Source organism: Streptomyces sp. CB02056 (assembly GCF_001905545.1).
In the GTDB taxonomy this organism is placed as follows: Bacteria; Actinomycetota; Actinomycetes; order Streptomycetales; family Streptomycetaceae; genus Kitasatospora.
This window is the reverse complement of record NZ_LIPD01000001.1, coordinates 883,400-907,558: the sequence shown is the minus strand read 5'-3', so window position 1 is coordinate 907,558 and position 24,159 is coordinate 883,400. Positions and strand designations below refer to the sequence as shown.

Sequence of the window (24,159 nt, the reverse complement as noted above, 5' to 3'; positions counted from 1 at the left end):
CAACCCGCCCCGACCGGCAGACACTTACCGTCCCACGCCCAACCCAACCGACTTCGCCAGCAGAGTCGCCCGGCCGACTTCCTGCGCGGCGAGGCTGGCCGTCCCCTGGTTACGGGGTGAGTCGCAGGTGGATCGCGAGGACGCCGAGCTGCTCCTTCTCGGGTGGGTAGATCTCGCGGCAGGCGGCGAGGAGTTCGGCCCGGCTCATCCCCTCGGAGCCGATCGCCTCCGGGTCCTCGGTGTCGAGCATCGCGTCGAAGCTCGGGTACTCCGCGACGCCGGTGACCTGGGTGCGGCAGTGGGCGTCGCCGGATTCGAAGACGAGCGTCTGTCCCGGACGGATCCTGCGCATGCTCGGGTAGCCGACGCGTACCTCGATGGTCTTGGTGCCGGCGGCGATCAGGTCGAGGTAGGGGCGGCGGATCCGGATGACGCGTTCCTGGTCTGACATGGGGGCAGGTACTCCGCTTCTATGCCGGGGGAGGAGGGGGCGGGCGGCTAGCGCACCACGGGGATCGCCCCGGAGCGCCAGTCCGTCAGCCGCTTGCGGACGCTCGGCACCATCGCCAGCCCGTCCGTCTCGGCCGGGGTGAACCACGCGACCTCGTGGGACTCGTCGGACACCCGCAGCTCCCCGCCGACCGGGCGTCCGAGGAGGCAGACGGAGAACTCCTGGCGGACTTCGCCGTCGTCGTAGGCGAGGACGTGGCCCGGGTCGGTGTAGGTGCCGACGATCCCGGTGATCTCGACGTCGATGCCGGTCTCCTCGCGGGTCTCGCGGATGCCGCACCCGGCGATCGACTCGCCGATGTCCATCCGGCCGCCGGGCAGCGCCCACATCCCGTTGTCGGTGCGGCGCTGGAGCAGGACGCGGCCGGCGTCGTCGACCACGACCACGGACGCGGCCGGGACCAGCGAGTTCGCCTCGGGGGCGTTCGGGTCGTCCTCGTAGTCACGCCTGGGCACGGCCTGCCACCTCCGCAGTCGGGGCCGTCCGCATGTCATGCCCTTTCTCCCACAGTCCTCGACCCGTCAGGTGCGAGCCGCGGCCACCGCGTCCGTGTACAGCTCCGTCGTCAGGTCGTCGTCACCGCTCCCGAGGCCGTCCAGGGGGTGTCCTTGCCCCGTTAGGCTGCGGTCGTGACGATCAAGGCTGTGGTGTTCGACGTCGGGGAGTGCCTGGTCGACGAGACCCGGGAGTACGGTACCTGGGCCGACTGGTTGGGCGTGCCGAGGCACACGTTCGTGGCCCAGCTCGGCGCGGTGATCGCGCAGGGCCGGGACTACCGGGAGACGTTCCAGGTCTTCGCCCCCGGCTTCGACCTCTCGGAGGAGCGCGAGAAGCGGGCGGCCGTCGGCCGGCCGGAGACCTTCGGTGAGGAGGACCTCTACCCGGACGTCCGGGGCGCCTTCGCTCAACTCCGGGCGGATGGCCTGTGGTTGGCGATCGCCGGAAACCAGACCGTGCGGTCCGGGGCGATCCTCCGCCGACTGTTCACGGACGATGTCGACCTGATCGGCACCTCCGACGACTGGGGCGCGAGCAAGCCGGACCCCGCCTTCTTCGAGCGCGTCGCCGAGGCGGTGCCCGCCGAGCCGCACGAGATCCTGTACGTCGGTGACCGGCTCGACAACGACGTGCTCCCCGCCCGGGCGGCCGGGATGCGGACGGCGTTGATCCGGCGCGGCCCGTGGGGCTGGATCCAGCAGCACGACCCGGCCGCCGGGCAGGCGACGTTCCGGATCGACTCGCTGGCGGAACTCCCGGACCTGATCGCCAAGTTCAACGCCGCGGCGAGCTGAGCCGCCCCACCGAGACCATGAGGTACGAGTGAGCAGTGAGTGGACCGTCCACGGCAGCCGTCCCGTCTACACCAGCGCGTGGGTGCGGCTCGACCTGGTCGACGTCGAGCCGCGCGGAAGGGCCCGGTACGAGCACCACCTGGTGCGCTTCGCACCGGTCGCGGCCGTCGTCGTGGTCAACGACCGGGACGAGGTGCTGATGATGTGGCGGCACCGCTTCGCGACGGGCACCTGGAGCTGGGAGATTCCCAGCGGCATCGTCGAGGACGGGGAATCCCTCGAGGCCGCAGCGGTCCGCGAGGTGTTCGAGGAGACCGGCTGGCAGGTGGACGAGGTCGAGGCCCTTGCCTATGTCCAGCCCATCGGCGGCATGAGCAACGCCGAGCACCATGTGTTCCTCGCCCACGGTGCCACCTACGTCGCACCGCCGGTGGACACCCACGAGGCCGACCGGATCGAGTGGATCCCGATCTCCCGGATCCAGGGCATGATCGACCGGCGGGAGATCGTCGCAGGCGTCGCGGTCACCGGCCTGCTCCAGGTGCTCGCCCGGCGTCCCTAGATCGGCAGGGCCGGCATCTCGCGAAGAGCAACAGCCAGATGGCGGCGGGCCGCGCACGTCGGCGTAGCCGTCCAGCGGATCCCGCCGGGCTTCGGGGCCCGCGGCCCGCCGGAACGCGGTAGCTTCCCGGTGGTACCGCGGCCTCACGGACCGGGCAGGCGGGTGCGAGCGCGGGAGGGCTGCTGTGCTGGAGGAACGGGAGTCGATCGGCAAGCGGGTGCGGCGGGCGCGGCTGAGGTTGGGCATGACCCAGGCCGACCTGGCCGCCGCTACCGGAAGGACCCAGGGCTGGGTGTCGAAGGTCGAGAAGGGCACGATCGAGCTCGACCGGGCCGGCACCATCAACCAGATCGCGGCGGCGCTGCACTGCCACCCCAACGACCTCATCGAGAGGCCCTTCGTCGCGGGCAGGCCGTCGGAGAACCAGTGGCAGGTGTCGGCCGCCGCCATCCTGCGGGAGCTTCGCCGCTACGACCTCACGCCGGTCTTCGACGGCGCGCCCCGGCCGTCGGCGGAACTCTGGCGCGAGACGGAGCGCCTGCACCGGCTCCGGGACGCGGCCGCCAACGTGGCCATCCTGAAGGTGCTCCCGGACATGCTGCGCGAAGCGCGTGCGCTGGCCGAGGTGTCCACCGGCCGCGAACGCGAGGAGGCGTTCGCGGTCTACGCGATCGAGTGCAAGTTCGCGCACACCGCCGCGCACACGCTCGGCCACCCCGAGCTGATCGCCATGGCCTGCGAGCGGGCCGCCTGGTCGGCCCGGCTGTCCGGCGACCCGGTGATGGAGGCGGTCGCGGACTGGATGCGGGTGTGGGACATGTGGGCCACGGCGGACTGGGACGACGCCCTGGCACTGTCCGACAAGGCGCTTCGCCTCGTCGAGGATCGCTACCGCGCCAACGACCCCCTGGCCGTAAGGGCTTGGGGCGCCATGCACCTGCGCGCCGCCGTGTCCGCCGCCCGCGCCGGCCGGCGGACGGAGGCAGAGGACCGCATCCGGCACGCGTACGCGGCAGCCGAGTTGATGGACGGAAGCCGGGCCGAGCCCCCCTTCGACCGGCACTCGCTGACCTTCTCCAGTGGCAACGTCCAAGTCCACGCGGTGTCGGTCCAGTTGGAGATGGGCGACCACGCCAGGGCCCTGATCCTCAACGAGCGTGCCGACCCGGCGAAGGTCGCCGCCCTCCCGGCCTCCCGGCGGGGCCACCACCACATGGACCTGGCCCGCGCCTGGCTGTGGGACGGCAACCGCGACAAGGCGCTCCAGGCCCTGGAGGCGGCGGAGAAGACCGCCCCGCAACTCGTGCGCAACCACCCGATCGCCCGCGCCACCCTGCGCAGGATCGTCTACGCCGAGCGCTCGGCCACCCGCGAGAAGCTGCGCCACATGTCCGACCGCTTCCACCTGGACGGATAGGGCGGCCGGGCGGTACCAAACCCACGGCCGCACCCCCGAGCGCCGGGCAGTCCGCCGATCCGCCGTCACGTCGGCTGCTCGGCTGGGAGACCCAGTCGAGCAGCTGGCCGGCCGACCAGGTGCTACGGCATGCTCCGGAAGTAGTGCCGGCCGGGGAAGCCCTCGGTTCAGACGTCGCCGAACTCGCTCCTGGCTCCCGCGCAGGAAGTCGGCTCGGTCGACTTCCTGCGCGGCGAGGCCGGCCGTCCCCTGGTTACGGGGTGAGTCGGAGGTGGATCGCGAGGACGCCGAGCTGCTCCTTCTCAGGTGGGTAGATCTCGCGGCAGGCGGTGAGGAGTTCGGTCCGGCTCATTCCCTCGGAGCCGATCGCCTCCGGGGCCTCGGTGTCGAGCATGGCGTCGAAGCTCGGGTACTCCGTGACGCCGGTGACGAGGGTGTGGCAGTGGGCGTCGCCGGATTCGAAGACGAGGGTCTGTCCCGGACGGATCCTGCGCATGCTGGGGTAGCCGACGCGTACCTCGATGGTCTTGGTGCCGGCGGCGATCAGGTCGAGGTAGGGGCGGCGGATCCGGATGACGCGTTCCTGGTCGGGCACGGGATGGTGTTCCTCTTCTATGCCGTGGAAGGGAGGGGAAAGACGGCGAGGCGCTCATGCAGTTCGCCGACGGCACCATGACGGGGGTATCGGCGGGCGAGGTAGCCGGTGAGGTCGGTGGCGCGGGCGCGTACGGAGTCGACGACGCGCTCGGAATCCAGCGCCTGGTTGCCGAGGGCTACAGCGTTGTCGGGGTCGCCGAGCTGGGCGTGGGCGAGGGCCAGATCAATGCGGGCGATGGCCTCGCGGCTGGGCGAACGGGAAGCCGCCGGGGCGGACTCGTACACGGAGAGCGCGTGTTCTGCATGGCGACGGGCATCCTCGGCCTTGCCGAGCAGGATGCAGGCGGTGGCCGGGTAGGACGTGAGGGCATAGTCGGCGAGTGGCAGTGGGTCGAGGCCGAAACGGCGGGGGATCCGGGCGGGCAGGAACTGGTGGGCGTCCTGGGCGGCGCGCAGGGAGGACACGAAGCCCTCGGGATCGCCGTCTGCGGCCGAGGCGCGGGCGGCCTGGGCGTGGAGACGGACGGCGAGGGGGTGCGTGGCGGGTGCCTGGGTCAGGCCCTGACGAGCGGCAGCCAGTGCCCGATCAGGGCGGTGCTCGTAGAGGTTGATGGAGGCGGCGGCGTCCATGGCCCATCCGCACAGCTCACCGTGGCCGGCCTGCCTGCCGTGTACGAAGGCGTCGTTGGCGAAGGCGAGGCCTGCTCGAGGGCTACCGAGGTCATGGGCCAGCCAGGCAAGGAGTTCGGAGAGCCATCCTGCGTAGGCGAGGAGTTCGCGGCCCTGCTCGTGGGTGTGCTTCGCCTTCAACAGGGCGTCCACCTTGCGGCGGTAGTCGAGCGTTTCAGCGAACACCTGTTGCGGCGGCATCACGGAGTAGGCGTCGTTGAAGTCGGTGACCGCTAGCTCCAGGTGGTCGAGTGACCCGACGCCCAGTGAGCTGGCCTCAGCCTGACGCGTGAACTCCATGGCTTCGGCAGCAGCCTGGTCGAGAACCTGGGCGGCTGAGGTCGGGGCCGCGATCGTAAGACCCGTCAGCATGAGCGCGGTTCGACGCTTCGTGGCCGCCACCTCCTCCAGTTCCGCCCCCGCATGCGTGGAGGTGGTTCCTTCTGGGAGTGTCGCACCTTCCGGGCCGTCGGCTCGGAATGCCACGGGTGTGTAGTCGGCGGCCAAGCCCAGCTGGACGGGACTGGTCTGGAAGAGGCGGCAGAGCAGGTCCTGGTACTCAGGACTCGGCGCCTTGCCGGCCTCCCAGTCCTTCCAGGACCGTTCGGTGAGTCCGATCTTGCGTAGGCGTTCCCGGTCGACCAGGTCGTGAGCTTCCTGGACCGCCTCAGTGACAGGCCAGCCCACTGCCAGTCGGAAGGCCTTGAGGCGACGGTGCCCACAGTGCGCCTCGATCTCCTTGACGATCAGCTCGACCAAGTCGTAAGGCACCTGTTCGGGGTTCCCGGCCTGACCGATCATCCGTTCTCTCATCCGGCGCCCGCACGCGGCTGCGTGCGGGCCACCTTGTGATGCTGCGGCGACAGTCATGGGAGACATTTCCTTGCGTGGTGATTCCTGTGCGTCGGTGCGGCGTCATGCATGTCCGGACTCATTTGCTGCTGGTTGGTCGAACCATGACCTCGTGCGATGGGTCTCTTCCTGCCGGAACCGGGCGATGGCCTCGCCCGATCGGGGCGGCGATCTCTCACTACCTGCGATCAAGCTGTAACGCCAGGCTACTGGGTGGCGCTGCATTGGGTGTACACAGCGTGATGTCGCGCCCCTTCTCGCATGTCCCCTCCCCGCTCCCTTCGAGGTCCACCATGCTCAAAGCCCGCCGGCCCCGCGCGTTCGTCGCGTGCCTCGACTCCCGCATCGAATCCACGCCCCTGGCGCGGTACTTGCTCCGTGCGTACCTCTCCGGGCTGCCGTCCGGTGACCGCTACGCCGACACGGCCGAGCTGCTCCTCGGGGAGCTGTTCGCCAATGCCGTCCAGCACTCCGACGGGCCGGACGACTGCCACATCGAGGTTCGCTTCGCCCTCGTCAACTCCCGGCTGCGGCTGGAGGTGCACGATGCCGGTAGCGGCCGTCCGTCCGTCCGTGTCGCCGCGCCCTCGGACGAGCGCGGGCGTGGGATGTTCCTCGTCAACGAGCTCGCGGAGCGCTGGGGTTGCTCCTCCCGGCCGGGTGGGATCGGCAAGTTCGTGTGGGTGCTCGTCGCCCCGATCCCCGCGCCCGTCCTCGTCAACGCCTGAGAGTCCGACTACTGATGAACCTCACAACCCTGGCGCGGCACGCCCTCTCCCGTGGCCGCACGCCCGCCGAGACGTACGCGCTCCTCGCCCGCCGTACCGGCAAGCCGCTCTCCTCCGCCCGCGCGGTGTGCCTCGCCCTCGACATCCCGCTCGCGGAGACCGGCCGCCGCCTGGACGAGTGCTACGACGTCCTGCTCTCGGACCCCCGGCCGGACTCCGAGACGGACACCGGCGAACTCCTCGAAGCCCTCGGGGTCTTCGACGTCCCCAAGTCGCTCACCGACGCCGAACTCGCCGTCGTCGACCTGTTCCTGGCCGCCGTCGATGCCATGGGCGGCATCCGCGCCGGCCACCAGCACGGCCTCACCCGCTGGTTCACCACCGGCAACCTGACCACCGCGTACCTCTCGCTCGCCGCCGCCCGGCCCATGCCTCGCACCGGCGATCCCGTCCGCTACTGGTCCACCCTCGTCGCCGCCGGCGAACTCCTCACCACCACCGCCCACTCCGAGATCCGCGTCAAGTACGCCCTCGCCCACTGCCGCACCCAAGCCACCCGCGCCTGACTCCCGCGCAGAGCGGCCGGATCGGCCGAGCGCGTCCGCTGCCGCAGGCCTGCGAGCAGGGCGAAGGGCAGCTCCGGGCGGAGTCGACAGAGGACACGAGGGCGCGAGGACAGGCTGAAGGCGGGTGCCGCCGTGGTCGGCGGCACCCGCGGGGAAACCGGTGCGGGCCCTGGTCAGGCCTTGACGAGGGCGTAGGTGCCGGTGCCGTCGGCCTTGCCCATGCTGTACTGGCGCAGGGGCTGGCCGTCGGCGTTGCGGTCGTGGCCGACCATGTGGCCGGTGTACTTGTTCTGGACGCCGATCTTGTCGCTGCCGGGGACGTCGCGGTAGAAGTAGAACCGCTGCAGGTCGTCGACCTTGCAGTCGGCCTGTTGCAGGATGGTGCCCTCGGTGGCGGCGGTCGCCTCCGGGACGGCCAGGCACTTGTTGGTCGAGCGGTTGATCAGGATCTGCTCCGCGATGCCGTTCGCCGTCGGGCCGCTGCACAGCTGCCACTGGTCCTGGCCCTGCGGCCAGCCCTGGGCGGCGGGCCGCAGCTGGATGTTGTTGCTGCCCCAGTCCAGGAAGCCGGGCGCGGACCAGAACAGCGCGCGGTCGGGTGTGGTGATCTTGTAGTTGGCCGTGTCGCAGGTGAAGCCGGGCGGCGCGGTGGTGCCGGGGAATCCGGGCCAGTCCTGCTTGACTCCCGAAGCCTTGGCCGGAGCGGCCGGAGCAGCGGGAGCGGCCGCATCGGTGCGGAGCGAAGTGGTGCAGCCCAGGATGTCCTGCGCCCGGCGCATGATGCTGTTCGCCGGTACGGCGTCCTCGCAGCGCACCGCGCCCTCTTCCAGGGTGGTGAAGGTGGTGTAGCTGCCCCCGCCGGGGCCCTCGACCCACTTGGTGGCGTACGTGCCGTTGCCCGTGTCGACGCGGTTGCAGTTCAGGCTGCCGTACTGGCCGGTGACCTTCCGCGTTCCCTCGTACAGGGCGTAGTAGCCGGGCTTCTGGAAGTTCCAGGTGATCGACTTCGACTCGGTGCTGGTCGTGGAGGACTCCAGTTTGACGCTCAGCTTCGCGCTCGCCTCGACCTTGGCGAGGGTCGCGATCTCGAAGTTGCCCGTGATGGAGGCGTCGAGGCCGACCGAGACCGTCACCACCGACTGGGTGGTGGCCGTCACCGTCTGGGAGCCCGTCGCGCCGTCGGTGACGTACCAGCCCTTGAAGTGGGTGATCGTCGGGACGACCTGGAGGGACTTGATGAACGGGTAGCGCTTGCCGAGGTCCGCGGCCGTACAGGTGTCGCCGAGCGCGGGGTCCCCGGCCACGGCGGCGGCCGTCCGCGCCGGGGCGGGGGTGGCGGCCGCGGCCGGGGCCATGGCGGCCATGGTGCCGAGCGCGGAGACCGCGGCGAGGGCGACCAGCCCCGCGCGCCGGCGTCCGGATGAGCGTGAGTGACGCATCGTTGTTCCCCCCTGGCGCCCGGACTCCGCGTCAGGACAGGCGGGAGCCCGGGTGGTGGTGTGGTCGGTGTGGTGGTGCCGGTCGCAAACGAACATAGCTGCGGGATTGTTGACGGGACCATGCCAGAACAGGTCAACGGGCCGCCGGTCCGGGACGGGTCGGAATGGCCGGTTCCCCGATCGCGCGGGCGGCGCCCGACCGCCACCACCGCGGCCGTGCGGCGCGGGACGCGGGAGCACGGGACGGACGCGGCGGCCGGGCGCCGGGGCGGCCCGGGGGGTTGTGCGGCCAGCCCTGATCCGACGGAGTGGCACATTCGCCCGCCGAAGGTGCACTTGCCTCCGATCCGGGGCCGGGCCGTCCCCGCCTGCGCGCAGGCGCCCGGGGCCGGAGGGATATCCGGTCACCCCGGCCTGGCCGATGTCCTCCCCTCCGCGCACCACGACGGCCCGGCACCCCGCGCTGCGGCGGGGTGCCGGGCCGAGGGGACGCCGGACGCCCCGCGCTACCCCCGGCCGCTGCTGCGGGTGCGGCGGGTGAGGGAGTCGAGGACGACGGCGGCCAGCAGCACGGCGCCGGTGATCATGTACTGGATGGCCTGGGCGGCGTGGACCATGTCCAGCCCGGTGGTGATGGACTGGATGACCAGGATGCCCAGCAGCGCCGACCAGGTCTTGCCGCGGCCGCCGAAGAGGCTGGTGCCGCCGATGACGGCCGCCGCGATCGCGCTCATCAGGACGTTGCCGCCGCCGAGTTGCTTGTCGGCGGAGCCCTGCTGGGAGGCGTAGAAGAGGCCGCCGAGGCCGGCCAGGAACGCGGAGAGGACGAACACGGAGATCCGGACCCGGGCGACGTTGACGCCCGCGCGCCGGGCCGCCTCGACGCCGCCGCCGACCGCGAAGACCTGCCGGCCGTAGCGGGTGCGGCGCAGCACGAAGTCGGTGGCGAGGACGGCGCCGAGCAGCACGACCAGGGACAGCGGCAGGCCGCGGTCCTGGTTGAGGGCGTAGGCGGTGGCCAGGGTGAGGACGGCCAGGGCGCCGGCCCGGATCGCGCTGTCGGAGGCCGGCGCGGCGGTGAGGCCGGCGGCGCGGCGGCGGCGGGCGGTGTGCAGGCGGGCGGCCAGGTAGAGGACGGGGGCGAGGAGTGCCAGGCCCCAGGCGTAGGCGATGTCGCCGTCGCCGAGGAAGGTGGTGTCCAGGCTCGCGACGACGCCGTCGTGGCGGTTGTTGACGGTGCCGGCGTCGCCGAGCACGTACTCCTGCAGGCCGCTCCAGGCGAGCATCCCGGCGAGGGTGACCACGAAGGCGGGCACCCCGACCCGGGCGAAGAACAGGCCGTGCAGCAGCCCCATGACGCAGGCCGCGCCGAGGGCGGCGGCGATGGCGAGCCACTCGTTCCAGCCCTGGCGCACGGCGAGCACCGCCGCGATCGCGGCGCTCGCGCCGGCCACCGAGCCGAGGGAGAGGTCGATCTCGCCGAGGATCAGCACGAACACGACGCCGACCGCGATCAGGCCGGGGCCGGCGATGAAGCGGGTGATGTTGGTGAGGTTGTCGGCCTGCAGGAAGTGGTGGGTGACGGACTGGAAGACGATCGCGATGACGACCAGGCCGACGACGACCGGCAGCGAGCCGAGCTCGCCGGAGCCCAGGCGGCGCCGGGCGGCCCGCGCGAGTCCCGCCCAGCCCTGCGCGGGCGGATGCAGCCGCGGATCGGCCGGCGAGGGGGTGGCGGGTGCGTCGGGGGTGCTCATACGGCCTCGGCCTCCTCGGCCTGCTCGGTGCGGCGGGCCCGGCGGCGGGCGTGGGCGTTGTCGGTGGCGCCGGTGATCGCGGCGACGATCTGCTCCTGGGTGGTGCCGGCCACCGGGAAGACCCCGTTGTTGCGGCCCAGGCGCAGCACGGCGACGGTGTCGGCCACCGCCCGTACGTCGGCCATGTTGTGGCTGACCAGCACGACCGCCAGGCCGCGCTCGCGCAGCCGCTCCACCAGGTCGAGGACCTGGGCGGTCTGCTCGACGCCGAGGGCCGCGGTGGGCTCGTCCAGCACCACCAGGGCCGGCTCGCCGACCAGGGCGCGGGCGATGGCCACCACCTGGCGCTGCCCGCCGGACAGCGCGGCCACCGGGGCGCGCACGTCGGGGATGCGGATGGCGAGGGTGTCCAGGAGGCGGCGGGCGTGCTGCTCCATGGCGACCTCGTCGAGCAGGGCGGGGCCGAGCAGGGCGCGGCGGCGCTTCTCGCGGCCGAGGAAGAGGTTGGCGATGACGTCGAGGTTGTCGCAGAGCGCGAGGTCCTGGTAGACGGTCGCGATGCCGAGGGCGGCGGCGTCCTGGGGGCGGGCCAGGCGGACCGGCTCGCCCTGCCAGGTGAGGGTGCCCTCGTCCACGGGGTGGACGCCGGCGATGGTCTTGACGAGGGTGGACTTGCCGGCGCCGTTGTCGCCGACGAGGGCGAGCACCTCGCCGGCGTGGACGTCGAGGTCGACGTCGGTGAGGGCCTGGACGGCACCGAAGCGCTTGGAGACCGAGCGCAGCTGCAGGACGGGTGCGCCTGTCACGGGAACCACCTTGGGGGATGGGCTACTTGAAGACCTGGTCGAAGGGTTCTGGTGCGGGGCGGGCTACTTGAGGGCCTGACCGGTGGATGCCGTTGCGGGCCGGTCTACTTGAGCCCGGCGGCGGCGCACGCGGCGGCGTAGTCGGCGGTGCAGATGTCGGAGGCCTTGTAGGTGCCGTCGGCCAGGACGGTGGAGGCGATGGTGTCCTTGGTGACGATCTTGGCGTCCAGCAGTTTGGTCGGGATGTTCTTGGCGGTGGCGCTGTCGACGCTCGCGGTGGCGATGGTCTTCACGTCCTTGCCCTGCAGCAGGGCGACGGCCAGTTCGGCGGCGGCCTCGGCCTGCGGGCGGTAGGCCTTGTAGATGGTGTACGCCTGGTCGCCGGCCACGATGCGCTGGATGGCGTCCAGGGAGGCGTCCTGGCCGCCGACGGGGACCTTGATGCCGGCGCCCTTGAGCTGGGTGATGATGGCGGCGGCCATGCCGTCGTTGGCGGAGTAGACGGCCTGGAAGCCGTTCTTGCCGAACTCGGTGACGGCGGCGGAGATCTTCTGTCCGGCGACGACGGGGTCCCACTGCCCGGACTGCTCGTAGACGACCTTCTTGACCTTGCCGTCGAGGACCTTGTGCGCGCCGGTCTTGAAGTCCGCGGCGTTTGGGTCGGCCTCGTCGCCGTCGATCATGACGATGTCGGCGTCGGCGGCCTGCGCGCCGAGCGCGTCCAGCAGGGCCCGGCCCTGGAGTTCGCCGACCTTCTCGTTGTCGAAGGAGGTGTACGCGGCGATCGGGCCGGCGGCCAGGCGGTCGTAGGCGATGACCTTGACGCCCTTGGCGGCGGCCTCCTGGACCCAGTCCTGGGTGGACTTGGCGTTGTACGGGTCCAGGACGATCACCTTGACGCCCTGGGCGAGCAGGGTGTCGAACTGCTGCTTCTGCTTGGCGGCGCTGCCCTCGGCGTTGTTGTACAGCACCTTGCACTGCGCGCACAGGGCCTTGACCTTGGCCTCGATGTACGGGCGGTCGAAGGACTCGTAGCGCACGGAGGAGGCGTTCTCGGGCAGCAGCAGGCCGATGGCGTTCGGGTCGCCGGCGGCGGAGGAGGAGTCGCCCTTGGCGCCGGCGGCCTTGCCGCAGGCGGCGGTCATGGACAGGGTCAGGACGAGGCCCACGGCGGAGACGAGGGCGCGGCGCAGTGCGGCGTTCATCGGATACCTCTCCCTGGGGGTCGCCGCGGCTTCGCGGCGGGGTGGGGGGAGTTAAACCTGGGCGCGTACATGACGTCAATAAGTAAAACCAGACTGCCGGGAATCCACCACTACTCGTTATGTTCGTGAACACGCCTCAGGGGGTGGGGTCACGCGACGCGGCAGTGCCCGCCGCTCCCCTCGCGCGGCGGGCACTGCCCGATGGGAACTGAGTGACCGTCAGGGGCGGTCGAGGGTGATCGAGTTGATCGGCCCCAGGTCGTAGTAGACGCCCTTCGGCGAGGAGAGGTCGTAGACGCAGTCGGCGCCGCCCGAACCGCGGCACAGGCGGGCGTGCGCGCCGCCGGTCTGGTTGTTGAGCACCCAGTGGTGGCCGTACTGGCCGCTCAGGTTGTGCGCGCCGTAGCTCCAGTAGACGTCGCTGGGGCTGACCGCCGGGTCCTGGTCCTGCGGGTAGACGCAGACCGCGCCCGACGGGCAGCCCGCCCACGCCCCGTCCGCGGCGCCGGCGCCGCCGGCCTCCACGGTGGTCAGGGCGGCGGCGGCCAGGGCCAGGGCGGCGACGGTACGGGTGATCCTGCGCATGGGTGGTTCTCCCTTGGCTGGTACGAGGACGGACGACCGTTGCGTCCGGTGCCCGTCAGCCTAGGAATCCGGTGCCCGCGGCGGTCCCTGACATCTGACAGGGGCGCGCCTCCTTGCCCCCGCAGCCGCAGCCGCAGTCGGACTCGGAGCAGGAACCGGGGCCCGCCACGGAGCTACGGCAGCGGGAGTGAGGCCGCCCCGGCGACCAGCGCCGGCAGCTCCCGCATGTCCGCGAAGGTCCGGGTGCCGGGCCCCGCCAGCCACGCCTCGGGCGTCAGGCCGCCGTGGAAGCCGAGCGACCGCATCCCCGCCGCCCGCGCCGCCGCCACCCCGTACTTGCTGTCCTCGACCACCAGGCACGCCGCCGGCTCGACGCCCATCGTGGCGGCCGCGTGCAGGAACAGGTCCGGGGCGGGCTTGCCGCGCTCCACGTCCTCGGAACTGAAGACCCGCCCGGCGAAACGCGGCAGCAGCCCGGTCCGCCCGAGCGTGGAGCGCAGCCGCGCATGGCTGCTGGAGGACGCCACGCAGTCCGCCACCCCGGCCCGCTCCAGGGCCGCCAGCGCCGCCACCACCCCCTCCACGGGGGCGAGTTCGGCGGCGAACACCTCGTCGTACAGGTGCTGGAAGCGCTTGTCCCAGCCCGGCTCCAGCGGCACGCTCGCGTGCGCCTCGATCTCGGCGGTCATGAACGCGTGCGAACGGCCCAGGAACCGCTCGACGATCTCCTCCTGCGACAGCGGCCACCCCACCTCCGCGACCACCCGCTCGTCCACCCGCACGGCCAGCCGCTCGCTGTCGAGCAGCACACCGTCGCAGTCGAAGACCACCAGCTCCACGGGAAGGGACATGCCGCCACCCTACGGGGCGCCCGCGGCGGGGCGGCGGGCGCGTCCGCAGCGGGGTCGCCGGGGGCCCGGCGGGCTCAGTGCGGGTGGCCCAGGTACGGGAAGGCGGGCAGCAGGTCGGTGTGCGGGCCGATGTGGTCGCCGGGCACCTTGCCGTCGGTGAGCATCGTCAGCCGCGCCGAGGTGACGTCGTCGCTCAGCGTGCGACCGTTCGGGTAGCCGGCCGGGCGGGCGCGGTCGTAGCGCAGGATGTCCGGCAGGACGATCCGCAGCTGGGCCTCGGCCGCGTCCGTGGTGTACCCGCCGAAGTGCTGCAGCTTCGCCGTCCACGGCTCCCGGTAGTTCTCCCAGTCGTCCACCGGATCCCCGGCGTTGTACGCCTCCTTGACGTCCTCCTCGTTGAAGTACGCCGTCAGCGACGGGTGCGCACCGCGGTCCACCGACACCAGGTGCCCGTCCTTGCGCACGCTCACCCGCGCCCACACCCCGATCTCCGGCGCCGGCCCGAACTGCGCGTCCGGCGCCTCCAGCACGATCCCGAACACGTTCTTGTCCGCGCCCCAGTCCACCCCCGTCCACTGGAAGTCCTTCACGATCCCGTCCAGGTCCGCGAAGAACGGGTCGCTGCGCAGCCCCGCGCTGACCCGGTGCGCCCCCGCCTCCACCACCGCGGGCGTGCCCGTGAAGCTCACCGGCGCGTCCGCCACCAGCACGTCGCCGACCGCCTCCAGCCCGCGCGCCCCCTCGCCGGCGGCCCGCCGCACCGTCATGGTCTGCGCCCCGTCCCGCGGCTCGGAGAAGGTGAAGCTGTACGCGAGGTCGGCCCGCCGGTCCCCGTCGGTGTCGATGTCGATCCGGTACACCGCCTGCGGGTGGAAGGCCTGCCCGCCGGACGGCGCGACCGGGTTCACGTTCATGATCAGCACTGTCCGCCCCGGCTCCGGCGCGGCGAAGGCGAACAGGTCGGTCAGGTCCAGGCGCGCGTCACCCTCGGGTGAGCGCAGGTTCGGTCCGCTGAGGTGGTGCGACAAGACGGCCTCCGAGGTCGGGCGGGCTGCGCGGGGACACCCCCCGACCCCCTCGGCCATTGCTAGCACGCCCGCCCGCCCCCGGCCCGCCCCGCTGCGCCACCCGGGCGGGCGCGGGCGGGGGTTCGGGTACGGGCGCGGGTGCGGGCGGGCGCGGCCCGGTGGCGGCGGGCGGGGCGTCAGCTCGCGGGCAGCCGCGCGGTGAAGGGGTCCGCCCCGGTCCTGGCGTCCGGGGCGCCGTAGCCGAAGAGCCAGGTGGTGCCGTCCGGGCCGGTGGTGAACACGCCCGGTTGGGTGAAGGCGAACGGGGCGGGGGCCACCGCCCAGGAGGACCCGGTCCACCGCTGGACGGGGGAGTCTCCGCTGTAGCCCACGCCCCAGACCTCCGTGCCGCGCAGGGACAGCCCGAGGAAGTAGTGCGGGTCGGTGGCCGGCGGCGTGCGGGTGCCGTTCCAGGCGGTGCCGTCCCAGCGGGTGGCGAAGGCGTTCCGGAGGCCGGACTGGCTGTACCGGCCGGTGCCGCCGGCCAGCCACACCTCGGAGGGGCCCGCGACCAGCAGGTCGAGCACCCGCACGTCGAGGTTCGGGTACGACGGCGCGGCCACCTGGGACCAGGCGCTGCCGTCCCAGTGCACGACGAACGGCCGGTACAGCGCGCCGGAGGACGCCTGGTAGTCGCCGGCCGCCCAGACGTCGCCGGGCCCGGCGACCCGCACCGCGGTGAGCTGGGAGGTGCCGGGCGGCAGCGGGAGGGCGGCGCCCTCCCAGGACGAGCCGTTCCACCGCGCGGCGGCGGCGGACGAGCCGGCCCGGCCCACCGCCCAGACGGCGCTCCCGGCCCCGGCCACGGCGAAGCCGGAGAACGCGCCGCCGGCGGTGCCGGGCACCGTGCTCCGGCTCCAGCCCTGCCCGTCCCAGTGGACGGCCAGCCCGCTGTCGCCCACGGCCCACACGTCGGCCGGGCCGGCCGCGGTGGCGGCGTACAGCCGGCCGCTGGCCCCGGTGACCGCGCCCTCGACCTCCGTCCACCGGGCTCCGTCCCAGCTCCACACCGCGGGCACGTCGTACGGGACCGGCCCCCAGAAGGCGACCTGGTACCCGACGGCGAAGCCGGCCGCGGCGCCGGTCATCGCCAGGCCGCTGACGCCGAAGTCGTTCCGCAGCGGGAACGGCGTCACCTGCCACTGCGGCGTCGCCTGTTCCCGCGGTGCCGACCGCTCCCGGGCGGTGGCCGCCGCCGCCCCGGTGGGCGCCGCCGCGCCCCACGCGAGGGCGGGAACGGCGGCCGCGGCGGTCCGCAGCACGGACCTGCGGCTGATGCTCATGCCTCGTCTCCTCTTCCTGTCCCGTCGTCCTGTCCCGGCCGTGCGCTCTCGCCGGCTCACCGGCCATGCTGTCCGGGCGCGCTGACACCGTGCTGACCGACCGACCGGCCCGCGCCGTCCGGACGCCGGGGGGTCACGCCCGCAGGCGGCCCGCCTCGTGGACCAGCGGCGGCGCCACCGCGTCCGCGGCGCGCTCGAACAGGGCGCCGCTGCGGCTGCCGGCCGCGGTGCGCACCCAACGCCAGCCCCGTGCGCGGTAGTAGGCGTGCAGGGCGGCGTTGTCGCTCCACACGTTCGCCCGCAGCAGGGCGGCGCCCGCCCGCGCGGCCCGCCAGGAGGCCCAGTCGCCCAGGCGGGTGCCGATGCCGTGCCCGGCGTACCGGCGGTCCACCGTGAAGGAGCTCACGTAGCGGGCCGGGCGGGCGAGTTCCTCGCCGGTCCACAGCCGGGGGCTGCCGGTGGGGCGCAGCGTGAGGGTGGCGACGGCCTCGCCGTGCGGCGACAGCGCGGCGACCACGGTCAGGCCGAGGGCGATCAGCGCCAGGCCGCGCTGGGCGTCGTACGGGTCCGACCACTGGGCCGAGCCGTGCTCCAGGGCGATCCACGCGGCGGCCTCCGCGCGCAGGGCGGCCAGCCGGGGCAGGTCGGCGGGCACCGCGGTGCGGACGTACAGCGGGTCGGACCGCGGGTCGGGGCGCGGGTTCACCACGGCGCTCGCGGGGCGGAGGCGGAGGGGATGGCGGCGGGGCCGGAGGGCCCGGGGAGGCCGTACGGTTCGAGGGGTTCGAGGACGAAGCCCGCGCGCAGCGCGTCCAGCAGCTTGCGTCCTGGCGCGGTGAGCGCGGTGCCGTCGGGGGTGGTCAGCGGATGCCGGGCGACGATCCGGGCGAGCGGCACACCCGGGTGCAACACCATTCCGGGGGAGGGGAGTTGCAGCAGCACGCAGTCGTCGGGCCCGCACTCCAGCAGGCCGAACCCGGCACCGCAGTACCGCAGCCGCCCGTCCTTGAGCCGGTGCAGGCCGCCGGCGGGCGCCGCCGCCACCCGCACCGGGGCGCCGGTGTGCCGCACCACCAGCTGCACGGCGCCCGCCGCGTCCGTACGCGGCTCGCCGCCGGTGGCGTGGCCGTAGAGCTCCAGCACGTGGCGCAGCGCGGACGGCAGCGCGCGCTCGGCCAGTTCCAGCTCGCCCAGCAGCCAGGTCGAGCCCTGCATACGGCAGTTGAGCTCCAGCAGCAGCGGACGCTCGCCGTCCAGGACGAAGTCGGCGCCGAACAGGCCCCGATAGCCGAGCGCGGCCAGCGCCTCGCCGACGCGCCGCGCCGCGGCGGCGGCCCGGGCCAGGGCGAGCGGCGCCAGCAGGGCGGGGGCCGCGAAGTCGCAGCCGGAGTAGGCGCCGAAGGGCGCGCCGACACCCTCGATACGGGTCAGCTGGACGGACGGGCGCAGCACCCGCACCGTGCTGTCCGCCGACACCAGCACGTGCACGTTGAGCGCGACGCCCTCGACGTAGCCGCTCACCAGCCAGGGCCCGCCGCCGACTTGGCGGATCGGCTGCAGGTCCGCCTCGTCGACGACCAGGTGGGTGCCCTTGCCGCTGGAGCCCACCGGCGTCTGCACCACGTAGGGGGAGCCGAAGCGGCGGCGCAGCTCCCGGTGGTCGAGCGCCGGGACCACCGCGTCCGCCGGGGTCGCGGCCCCCACCGACCGCAGCCACGCGCGCTGCGCCCGCTTGTCGCTCAGCATCGGCAGGGCCACGTGCGAGGGCGGCTCCAGCAGGCGGGTGCCGAGCGCGCCGAGTGCCGTGCGCCACTCGGGTTTCATCGCCGAGTAGGGCAGCAGCGCCAGCTCCCGGCCCCGCCAGCCGCCACCCGCCGCGCCCGCGCCCCCGTCCGCGCCCCCGTCCTCGTCCAAGGTGCCGGCGAGCGCGCGGAGCACCGTGTGGACCCCGTCCCCCGCCGGGGTGTGGTCGCGCACCCCCCGCTCCGGTTCCAGCGCGTGGAAGGAGGCCCCGAACTCGCCCGCCCAGCCCGTGTCCGGGCCCTCCACGCTCACCACCGCGGACAGGCAGCCGGTGCGCAGCAGCGGCAGCACGTTCAGGGGACGGGCACAGCACGACAGTCCGGGCAGGGCCCGCAGCCGGGCCACCGCTTCGTCACAGGATGTGATCACCCACGCGATTATGGAGAGCCCGGGACGGCGCTCGCCGCCACCGCACGCCCCGCCCCGCCCCGCACGAGGCACGCCCCGCCCCCACCCTCACCCGAACGAAGGAGCCCCCCGTGTTGACGGCCCGTCGGGCCCGCTGTCGGCACCCGGCAGTACCGTGCACGAATGAACAGCCGCACCGCCCCCGACCCGAACCGCCCCGCCGAACGCCCCGCCGAACACGCCGCCACCCGCACCGCCGCACCCACCTGGCGGGTCACCGAGACCGCCGGCCTGGAGACCTCCTGGATCGACCTCGGCCCCACCTCCCTGACCGCCCACGGCCGCGCCGCCGCTGCCGAGCCCGCCCCGTACTGGCTCGACTACCGGCTCGACACCGGCGACGGCTTCACCACCCGCCGCATGCACGTCACCGCCCGCACCCCCGACACCACCCGCACCCTCGACCTGCGCCGCGACGAGACCACCGGCCACTGGACCGTCGACGGCACCCCCCGACCCGACCTCGACGGCGCCCTCGACTGCGACCTCGGCCTGTCCCCGCTCACCAACACCCCGCCCGTGCTGCGCCACGGCCTCCACCTGGGCCCCGGCGAGCACCACTTCCTGATGGCCTGGATCCGCGTGCCCGAGCTGGTCGTCGTGCCCTCCCGCCAGACCTACACCCACCTGCGCCGCCACGAGGACGGCCGCGCCACCGTCCGCTACGCCTCCGGCGACTACCGGGCGGACCTGCTGCTGGACGCGGACGGCCTGGTCGCCGAGTACCCGGGCCTGGCCCACCGCATCGCCTGACGGGCCAGGGCCCGGGGCCCCAGGCCCGGCGCGGGCCTGAGGCCGGGGGTGTTCAGACCGCGGTGCGCCCGCCGTCCACCGGCAGGAGGGCGCCGTGGACGAAGCCCGCCGCGTCGCCGGCCAGGAAGACGACCGCGGCGGCGATCTCCTCGGCCTCGGCGGGCCGGCCCGCCGGCGCCTCGGCCGCCATGTCGCTGAGGCCCTCGCCCATGACCGCCGTGCCCTCGGTGCGGGTGGGCCCCGCGCCGACGGCGTTGACCCGCACGCCGCGCGGCCCGTACTCGGCGGCCCAGGTGCGGGTCAGCAGGTTGACCGCCGCCTTGCTGGAGCCGTACAGGGACGTGTCCGGCGCGCCGTGCGAGGCGGCCTGGGTGCTGATGTTGACGATCGCCCCGGCGCCGCGCGCGGCCATCGCCGGGGCCAGCTCGGCCACCAGGAAGTAGGGCGCCCGCACGTTGAGGGCGTAGACGGCGTCGAACTCCTCCTCGGTCGTCTCCTCGGTCGGCCCGAACGGGTAGACGCCGGCGTTGTTGACCAGGATGTCCACCCGGCCGCCGCCCAGCGCCGTGGCCGTCCGGGCGAGGCGCCGCACCGCGGCGACGTCGCGCAGCTCGGCGGCGACGAAGTCGGCCCTGCCGCCGCCCGCCCGGATCGCGGCCACCACCGCCTCGCCGCGCGCCGCGTCGCGGCCCGCGACCAGCACGTGCGCGCCCTGCTCGGCCAGCGCGGTCGCGGTGGCCGCGCCGATGCCGCTCGTCGCGCCGGTCACCAGCGCGACCCTGCCCGCGAGGGAGGAGGAGATCATGACCACGGCCCTTCGGAGAACGGGGTGCTTCGCAGCGGGGGCGGGCGGGCGCTCGGCGCCCGCCCCTCCAGCGAACCACGCCCGGCCGCGCGGCGCCCCGTCGTCCAGGCGGCGCGGTACGGGCGGACGCGCCCGCCGCGGCACGGGAGCCCGCCCGCCGTCCGGGTGCCCCGGCCCCGGATTCCCCGGCCCCGGGGCTCAGGTGCCGTGGGCGTGCGGGAGGACGTCCGCCGCCTCGGCGGCGACCTCCCGCACGTCCGCGTCCGGCCGGTGCTCCAGCGGCCCGGTGAGCGGGGCGAGGAGGTGCCCGGCGGCGGCGCGGTCGGGGTCGCGGGGGCGGGCCGGGGCGGGCCGTTCCGACCATCCCCGTGAAGGCCTCACGCGTACGAGTGAACGAGCTGGACCGGACGCCTTTCGACCACGTACAACTGCGCCCACAGGGCCTCCCGTTGAGCGATCCGCCACCCTCCGGCCCTGCCGCCCCACGCACCCCGAGGAGGGCCCGATGGCCGCCGAGATCACCTACGAGGAACTCGCCACCCTGGTCAGGACCCGCGCCGGCGTCCAGGTCACCGCCGAGGAACTCGCCGAACCGGGCCGCATGTTCCTCGACCTCGGCGTCGACTCGCTCGGCGTGCTGGGCGTCCTCGCCGACGTGGAGAACCGTTACGGCGTCTCCGTCGACAGCGCGGAGCTGCTCGGGCGTCCCGTCGCCGAGTTCCTGAAGGATGTCAACGCCCAGGTGGCGTCCGGCTCCTGAACGATCCGGAGGGGGAGGCAGGCCCGGCCGTCCGGGTGCCGGCCCGTACGACTCGACCGCCTCGGCGGCGCCCGGTGTCGTGATCATGGAGAACGGCAGCAACTTCCAGCAGGTCCGGGACCCGCAGGGCGGCCAGTGCTACCCCGGCCTCGGCGCCGACACCGCCATCGCCAACCGGACCGGCGGCACCATCCTGCTCTTCCCCGACGGCAACTGTCAGGCGAGAATCCTCAACCCCCTGGGGCCGGGCGAGTTCCGGCCGGACGAGAACGTCGGCAGCTTCCTGGCCCTGGACTGACCCCGCGCCACCCCTGTCCGTCCGCCCGCCCTCCGGCCCGAACACCGGAGGACGGGAGGACGGGCGCGTCCGGACCCGCTCGCGTGCCTCAGATCGCGAGCGGGTCCGCGCACACCGCCAGGTCGTGGACCGTCGCCGTGAAGCGGGGCGCCACCGCGCCGGGGCCGAGGACGTCACGGGCCGCCGTCAGCAGCGCGTTGCGCAGCCGCCCGTGCGCGGCGAGGTAGCCGAGCTGGGTGAGCGCCGCCGACTGCAGCGCCCGCGCCCGCCGCTCCACCGGCGCCGGGACGGCCGACGGGATCGCGCAGGCACCGATCACCGGGTCCAGCAGCAGCACCGCCCGCGCGTAGTCCGGCACCGCGCCCCCGCCGCCACCGCCCCCGCCGTCGTACGCGCGCTGCGCCGCGTCCACCGCCCGCCGCGCGCCGTCCTGTTCGGAGCCGTACCGTTCCGTGCCGTCCCGGTGCGCGCCGTCCGCGGCCGCGAGCTGCGCCCGGGCGGTGACGGCCGGCCGGGCGGCGCCCAGGGCGGTGCCGGTCAGGCGCGCCCACACCTCGCGCACGGTGCGGGAGGGGGTGTCCAGGTGGCCGGGGGCGGCGAGCAGCGGGGCGACGGCGCCCGCGTCGGGCAGGGCGCCGGCGGCGGCGCGGTGGGCGGCCAGCCACGCGGACACGTACGGGGCGCCCCACACCGGGTGCCCGTACGCGCCGAGTCCGACCTCGGCCGGGGTGCCGAAGGCGGCGGCGGTGGCGTCCAGCAGTTCGGCGCGGGCCGGGCCGGGGGCGCCGAGCAGTCCGGCGCCGGCCAGGTACACGGCGCGGTGCGCGGGCAGGTAGAGGTTCAGTTCGGCGGGGGAGGCGTGCCCGCCCGCGGGCCGCAGGACCATCCGCACCCCGGCGGCCTCGACCGCGTACAGGCCCTCCTGCCAGGGGATCCCGGTCCAGGCGGGCCAGTGGGCCCGGGGCGTCGGGGCGGACAGCGGGCCGCCGACGGTGTCGGTGGGGGCGAGGAAGTCCGGCCGGCCGGTGGAGACGGTGCGGCCGAGGTCGGAGCCGGCCAGGGCGAGCGGGCCGATGCCGAGCCGGGTGCCGTAGGCGTAGTCGACCAGGCGGGCCTGCCGGGCGCCCTCGGTGACCTGGCGCAGCACCGCGTCGGCGAGGAACCCGTCGGGCGCGTACACCGCGAGGTCGGCGGGCGGTCCGGCGGGCGGGCCGGTGCGGGATCCGGTGAACAGCCCGCGCACGCCGCCGAAGTGGTCCACCCCGCTCTGGGTGTGGACCACGGCCCGCACCGGGCGGGCGTCCCCGGTGGTGGAGCGGTACAGGGCCAGGGCGGCGCGGGCCGTCTCGTACGAGCCGAGCGGGTCGATCACCAGCAGGGCGTGGGGGCCGGTGACGACGGTCAGGTTGGCGAGGTCGAAGCCGCGTACCTGGTAGAGGCCGTCGGCGACCCGGAACAGGCCCGAGGGGACGGCGAGTCGGCCCTGGCGGCGCAGCGCCGCCGCCACCGGGGAGTCGGCGTCGGCGGGGGTGTCGGAGGTGTGGAAGTCGAAGGCGTGGAAGTGCCAGACCGCCTCCTCGCCGTCCAGGGACGGCAGGGCCCGGTAGGGCGGGGCGGCGAGCAGGCCGCGTTGGGCGTTCTCGAAGTCGGCCGGGGCGTCGGGGAGTTCCTTGGCGCCGGCCAGGTTCCGTCGCGTGACGTACGCGGTCGGCTCCATGGGCACGAAGGTGTCGGCCACGGGCTTGCCCTCCTCAAGGCGTGACGGTCTCCGCGCGCTGCCCCGCGCGCGGAGACCGCCGACACTAGGGGTGACGGGCCGTATACACAACGGCAGGGGTGTGTGGAATGCGTGCGGGGTCGCGGCCGGTGCCGGGCTGCGGGGGTCCATCACCCGTTCGGGTGGCCGCGTGGCGGCTTCCGGTGCGGGCGGCGGGCGCGTGGGTAGCGTCGGGCCATGATCGCGGACTCGTCAACCGTCCTGACGTGTCGACGATTTGACTTATTGTCACATCAGTTAAGAGGCATCGTCGCATGGCAGAGAAGCGCCTGAAGTCCTGGGGCAACAACCGCTCCGGCCAGCTCGGGGACGGCACCTGGGCCGACCTCCGCACCACGGCCACCACCGTCCTCGGGCTCACCAGCACCGAGGTGGTGAAGATCGCCGCCGGCGGCGCCGGTGCGAGCCTCGGGTACGGGCTGGCCCTGCTGACAGACCGTACGGTGCAGTCCTGGGGCGTCAACGGCTCGGGCCAGCTCGGCGACGGCACCGTGTTCAGCCACAACGCCCCCGGCCAGGTGGTCGACGTCTCCGACGCCACCGACATCGCGGCCGGCGGCGCGCACAGCCTCGCCCTGCTCGCCGACGGCACCGTGGTGGCCTGGGGGCAGAACACCCACGGCCAGCTCGGCAACGGGACGAACTCCGACAGCGGCGTCCCGGTCCGGGTCGAGGGCCTGCACAAGGTCGTCGCCATCGCCGCCGGCCTCCACCACAGCCTGGCGCTGCGCGAGGACGGCACCGTGTGGGCCTGGGGCTACAACGGCAACGGCCAGCTGGGCGACGGGACTTCGGCGAGCCGCGGCCTCCCGGCACCGGTCACCGGCCTGACCGGCGTGAGCCGGATCGCCGCCGGGGCCGGACACAACCTCGTCCTGGTCGGCAAGCCGGGCGCCGGCGCCTCGGTGAAGGCCTGGGGCTACAACGCCACCGGCCAGCTCGGCGACAACACCACCATCAACCGCTTCACCCCGGTCGCCACCCGGCCGACCTGGTCGGGCGGCGTCTCGCAGATCGCGGCCGGCTGCAACCACAGCATGGCCGTGGTCGACGACGACAGCCGCCTCAAGGCCTGGGGCCAGAACACCGCGGGCCAACTCGGCGACGGCACCACCGTCTTCCGCGTCCTGCCCGTCACCGTCCCCGGCCTGACGGACGTCCGCCTGGTGGCCGCCGGCCGGGAGCACACCGTGGCGCTGTCGGGCACCAGCACCGTGCACTCCTGGGGCAGCAACGGCTCCGGCCAGCTCGGCGACGGCACCACCACCGACAGCTGCACCCCGGTGCCCACCCTCACCGCGCTCGTCGGCGTCGACAAGATCGCCGCACCGGTGGGCGGCGACTTCAGCCTCGCCAACTGAGGCCCCG

General features: G+C 74.0%; 26 protein-coding genes. 9 read left to right on the top strand and 17 right to left on the bottom strand.

Going from position 1 to position 24,159, the window contains the following annotated elements:
* Window positions 1-109 precede the first annotated feature (109 nt).
* Together AMK13_RS04110 and AMK13_RS04105 are read right to left on the bottom strand one after the other, a co-directional pair.
* Window positions 110-451, bottom strand: coding sequence for an ASCH domain-containing protein (locus AMK13_RS04110; RefSeq protein WP_074001134.1), 342 nt, complete (start codon window positions 449-451; stop codon window positions 110-112).
* A gap of 47 nt (window positions 452-498) precedes the next feature.
* Window positions 499-966 carry an NUDIX hydrolase gene (locus AMK13_RS04105; protein WP_074001133.1) on the bottom strand — a complete coding sequence of 156 codons (468 nt, stop codon included), beginning with the start codon at window positions 964-966 and terminating at the stop codon, window positions 499-501.
* A gap of 174 nt (window positions 967-1,140) precedes the next feature.
* On the opposite strand from AMK13_RS04105, the gene AMK13_RS04100 reads away from it, so the two are divergent.
* The 3 genes from AMK13_RS04100 to AMK13_RS04090 all read left to right on the top strand — a co-directional run bounded on the left by AMK13_RS04100 (window position 1,141) and on the right by AMK13_RS04090 (window position 3,782).
* Entirely contained in the window at window positions 1,141-1,803 is a 663-nt protein-coding gene (locus AMK13_RS04100; protein ID WP_074001132.1) for an HAD family hydrolase, read from the top strand.
* A gap of 28 nt (window positions 1,804-1,831) precedes the next feature.
* Window positions 1,832-2,365 carry an NUDIX hydrolase gene (locus AMK13_RS04095; RefSeq protein WP_074001131.1) on the top strand — a complete coding sequence of 178 codons (534 nt, stop codon included), beginning with the start codon at window positions 1,832-1,834 and terminating at the stop codon, window positions 2,363-2,365.
* Window positions 2,366-2,549: 184 nt separating this feature from the next.
* Window positions 2,550-3,782 (top strand): helix-turn-helix domain-containing protein, encoded by a 1,233-nt coding sequence (locus AMK13_RS04090; protein ID WP_074001130.1) that lies wholly within the window; start codon window positions 2,550-2,552, stop codon window positions 3,780-3,782.
* A 253-nt stretch (window positions 3,783-4,035) separates the two neighbouring features.
* Here AMK13_RS04090 and AMK13_RS04085 read toward each other — a convergent pair whose 3' ends face one another.
* Both AMK13_RS04085 and AMK13_RS04080 read right to left on the bottom strand, forming a co-directional pair.
* Window positions 4,036-4,377, bottom strand: a complete 342-nt coding sequence (locus AMK13_RS04085) for an ASCH domain-containing protein (RefSeq protein WP_074001129.1) — start codon at window positions 4,375-4,377, stop codon at window positions 4,036-4,038.
* A gap of 17 nt (window positions 4,378-4,394) precedes the next feature.
* The gene (locus AMK13_RS04080; protein WP_241852738.1) at window positions 4,395-5,849 is read right to left on the bottom strand and encodes a tetratricopeptide repeat protein; all 1,455 of its coding nucleotides are present in this window, start codon (window positions 5,847-5,849) and stop codon (window positions 4,395-4,397) included.
* Between the two features lie 50 nt (window positions 5,850-5,899).
* On the opposite strand from AMK13_RS04080, the gene AMK13_RS46270 reads away from it, so the two are divergent.
* Entirely contained in the window at window positions 5,900-6,628 is a 729-nt protein-coding gene (locus tag AMK13_RS46270) for an ATP-binding protein (RefSeq protein WP_338016245.1), read from the top strand.
* Window positions 6,629-6,642: 14 nt separating this feature from the next.
* On the top strand, window positions 6,643-7,194 hold the full coding sequence (locus AMK13_RS04070) for a hypothetical protein (RefSeq protein WP_074001128.1): 552 nt from the start codon (window positions 6,643-6,645) through the stop codon (window positions 7,192-7,194).
* Window positions 7,195-7,367: 173 nt separating this feature from the next.
* Here AMK13_RS04070 and AMK13_RS04065 read toward each other — a convergent pair whose 3' ends face one another.
* The 10 genes from AMK13_RS04065 to AMK13_RS04020 form a co-directional block, all read right to left on the bottom strand.
* On the bottom strand, window positions 7,368-8,633 hold the full coding sequence (locus AMK13_RS04065; protein ID WP_074001127.1) for an RICIN domain-containing protein: 1,266 nt from the start codon (window positions 8,631-8,633) through the stop codon (window positions 7,368-7,370).
* A 506-nt stretch (window positions 8,634-9,139) separates the two neighbouring features.
* Window positions 9,140-10,390 (bottom strand): sugar ABC transporter permease, encoded by a 1,251-nt coding sequence (locus tag AMK13_RS04060; protein WP_049653668.1) that lies wholly within the window; start codon window positions 10,388-10,390, stop codon window positions 9,140-9,142.
* Window positions 10,387-11,196, bottom strand: coding sequence for an ATP-binding cassette domain-containing protein (locus AMK13_RS04055; RefSeq protein ID WP_049653670.1), 810 nt, complete (start codon window positions 11,194-11,196; stop codon window positions 10,387-10,389). Before AMK13_RS04055 ends, AMK13_RS04060 begins: the two co-directional genes overlap by 4 nt.
* Window positions 11,197-11,300: 104 nt before the next feature.
* Entirely contained in the window at window positions 11,301-12,401 is a 1,101-nt protein-coding gene (locus AMK13_RS04050; RefSeq protein ID WP_074001126.1) for a substrate-binding domain-containing protein, read from the bottom strand.
* A 219-nt stretch (window positions 12,402-12,620) separates the two neighbouring features.
* Window positions 12,621-12,986, bottom strand: a complete 366-nt coding sequence (locus tag AMK13_RS04045; RefSeq protein WP_074001125.1) for a hypothetical protein — start codon at window positions 12,984-12,986, stop codon at window positions 12,621-12,623.
* A gap of 173 nt (window positions 12,987-13,159) precedes the next feature.
* Complete coding sequence (locus AMK13_RS04040) at window positions 13,160-13,837, bottom strand: HAD family hydrolase (protein ID WP_049653676.1); 678 nt, start codon at window positions 13,835-13,837, stop codon at window positions 13,160-13,162.
* Window positions 13,838-13,911: 74 nt separating this feature from the next.
* The gene (locus AMK13_RS04035; RefSeq protein ID WP_074001124.1) at window positions 13,912-14,865 is read right to left on the bottom strand and encodes a DUF4331 family protein; all 954 of its coding nucleotides are present in this window, start codon (window positions 14,863-14,865) and stop codon (window positions 13,912-13,914) included.
* A gap of 176 nt (window positions 14,866-15,041) precedes the next feature.
* Window positions 15,042-16,187 (bottom strand): hypothetical protein, encoded by a 1,146-nt coding sequence (locus AMK13_RS04030; protein ID WP_074001123.1) that lies wholly within the window; start codon window positions 16,185-16,187, stop codon window positions 15,042-15,044.
* Between the two features lie 133 nt (window positions 16,188-16,320).
* Window positions 16,321-16,893, bottom strand: a complete 573-nt coding sequence (locus AMK13_RS43345; protein ID WP_158077667.1) for a GNAT family N-acetyltransferase — start codon at window positions 16,891-16,893, stop codon at window positions 16,321-16,323.
* Complete coding sequence (locus AMK13_RS04020) at window positions 16,890-18,359, bottom strand: ATP-grasp domain-containing protein (protein ID WP_143204476.1); 1,470 nt, start codon at window positions 18,357-18,359, stop codon at window positions 16,890-16,892. The genes AMK13_RS43345 and AMK13_RS04020 overlap by 4 nt, the downstream gene beginning before the upstream one ends.
* Before the next feature lie 162 nt (window positions 18,360-18,521).
* Between AMK13_RS04020 and AMK13_RS04015 the strand changes: the two genes are divergently transcribed.
* A complete protein-coding gene (locus AMK13_RS04015; protein ID WP_079271802.1) occupies window positions 18,522-19,151 on the top strand; it encodes a putative glycolipid-binding domain-containing protein in 630 nt (209 codons plus the stop codon).
* A gap of 52 nt (window positions 19,152-19,203) precedes the next feature.
* Here AMK13_RS04015 and AMK13_RS04010 read toward each other — a convergent pair whose 3' ends face one another.
* Window positions 19,204-19,956, bottom strand: a complete 753-nt coding sequence (locus AMK13_RS04010) for an SDR family NAD(P)-dependent oxidoreductase (RefSeq protein ID WP_074001229.1) — start codon at window positions 19,954-19,956, stop codon at window positions 19,204-19,206.
* A 198-nt stretch (window positions 19,957-20,154) separates the two neighbouring features.
* Window positions 20,155-20,337, bottom strand: coding sequence for a hypothetical protein (locus AMK13_RS04005; protein WP_074001121.1), 183 nt, complete (start codon window positions 20,335-20,337; stop codon window positions 20,155-20,157).
* A gap of 124 nt (window positions 20,338-20,461) precedes the next feature.
* Here AMK13_RS04005 and AMK13_RS04000 point away from each other — a divergent pair, with 124 nt between their 5' ends.
* Window positions 20,462-20,716 carry an acyl carrier protein gene (locus AMK13_RS04000; RefSeq protein ID WP_049661285.1) on the top strand — a complete coding sequence of 85 codons (255 nt, stop codon included), beginning with the start codon at window positions 20,462-20,464 and terminating at the stop codon, window positions 20,714-20,716.
* A gap of 85 nt (window positions 20,717-20,801) precedes the next feature.
* Window positions 20,802-21,014 (top strand): hypothetical protein, encoded by a 213-nt coding sequence (locus AMK13_RS03995; RefSeq protein ID WP_074001120.1) that lies wholly within the window; start codon window positions 20,802-20,804, stop codon window positions 21,012-21,014.
* 88 nt (window positions 21,015-21,102) lie between these two features.
* Here AMK13_RS03995 and AMK13_RS03990 read toward each other — a convergent pair whose 3' ends face one another.
* Window positions 21,103-22,752, bottom strand: coding sequence for an MBL fold metallo-hydrolase (locus tag AMK13_RS03990; protein WP_074001119.1), 1,650 nt, complete (start codon window positions 22,750-22,752; stop codon window positions 21,103-21,105).
* A gap of 293 nt (window positions 22,753-23,045) precedes the next feature.
* On the opposite strand from AMK13_RS03990, the gene AMK13_RS03985 reads away from it, so the two are divergent.
* Window positions 23,046-24,152: an RCC1 domain-containing protein gene (locus tag AMK13_RS03985; protein ID WP_079271801.1), complete on the top strand. Its 1,107-nt coding sequence runs from the start codon at window positions 23,046-23,048 to the stop codon at window positions 24,150-24,152.
* Window positions 24,153-24,159 lie beyond the last annotated feature (7 nt).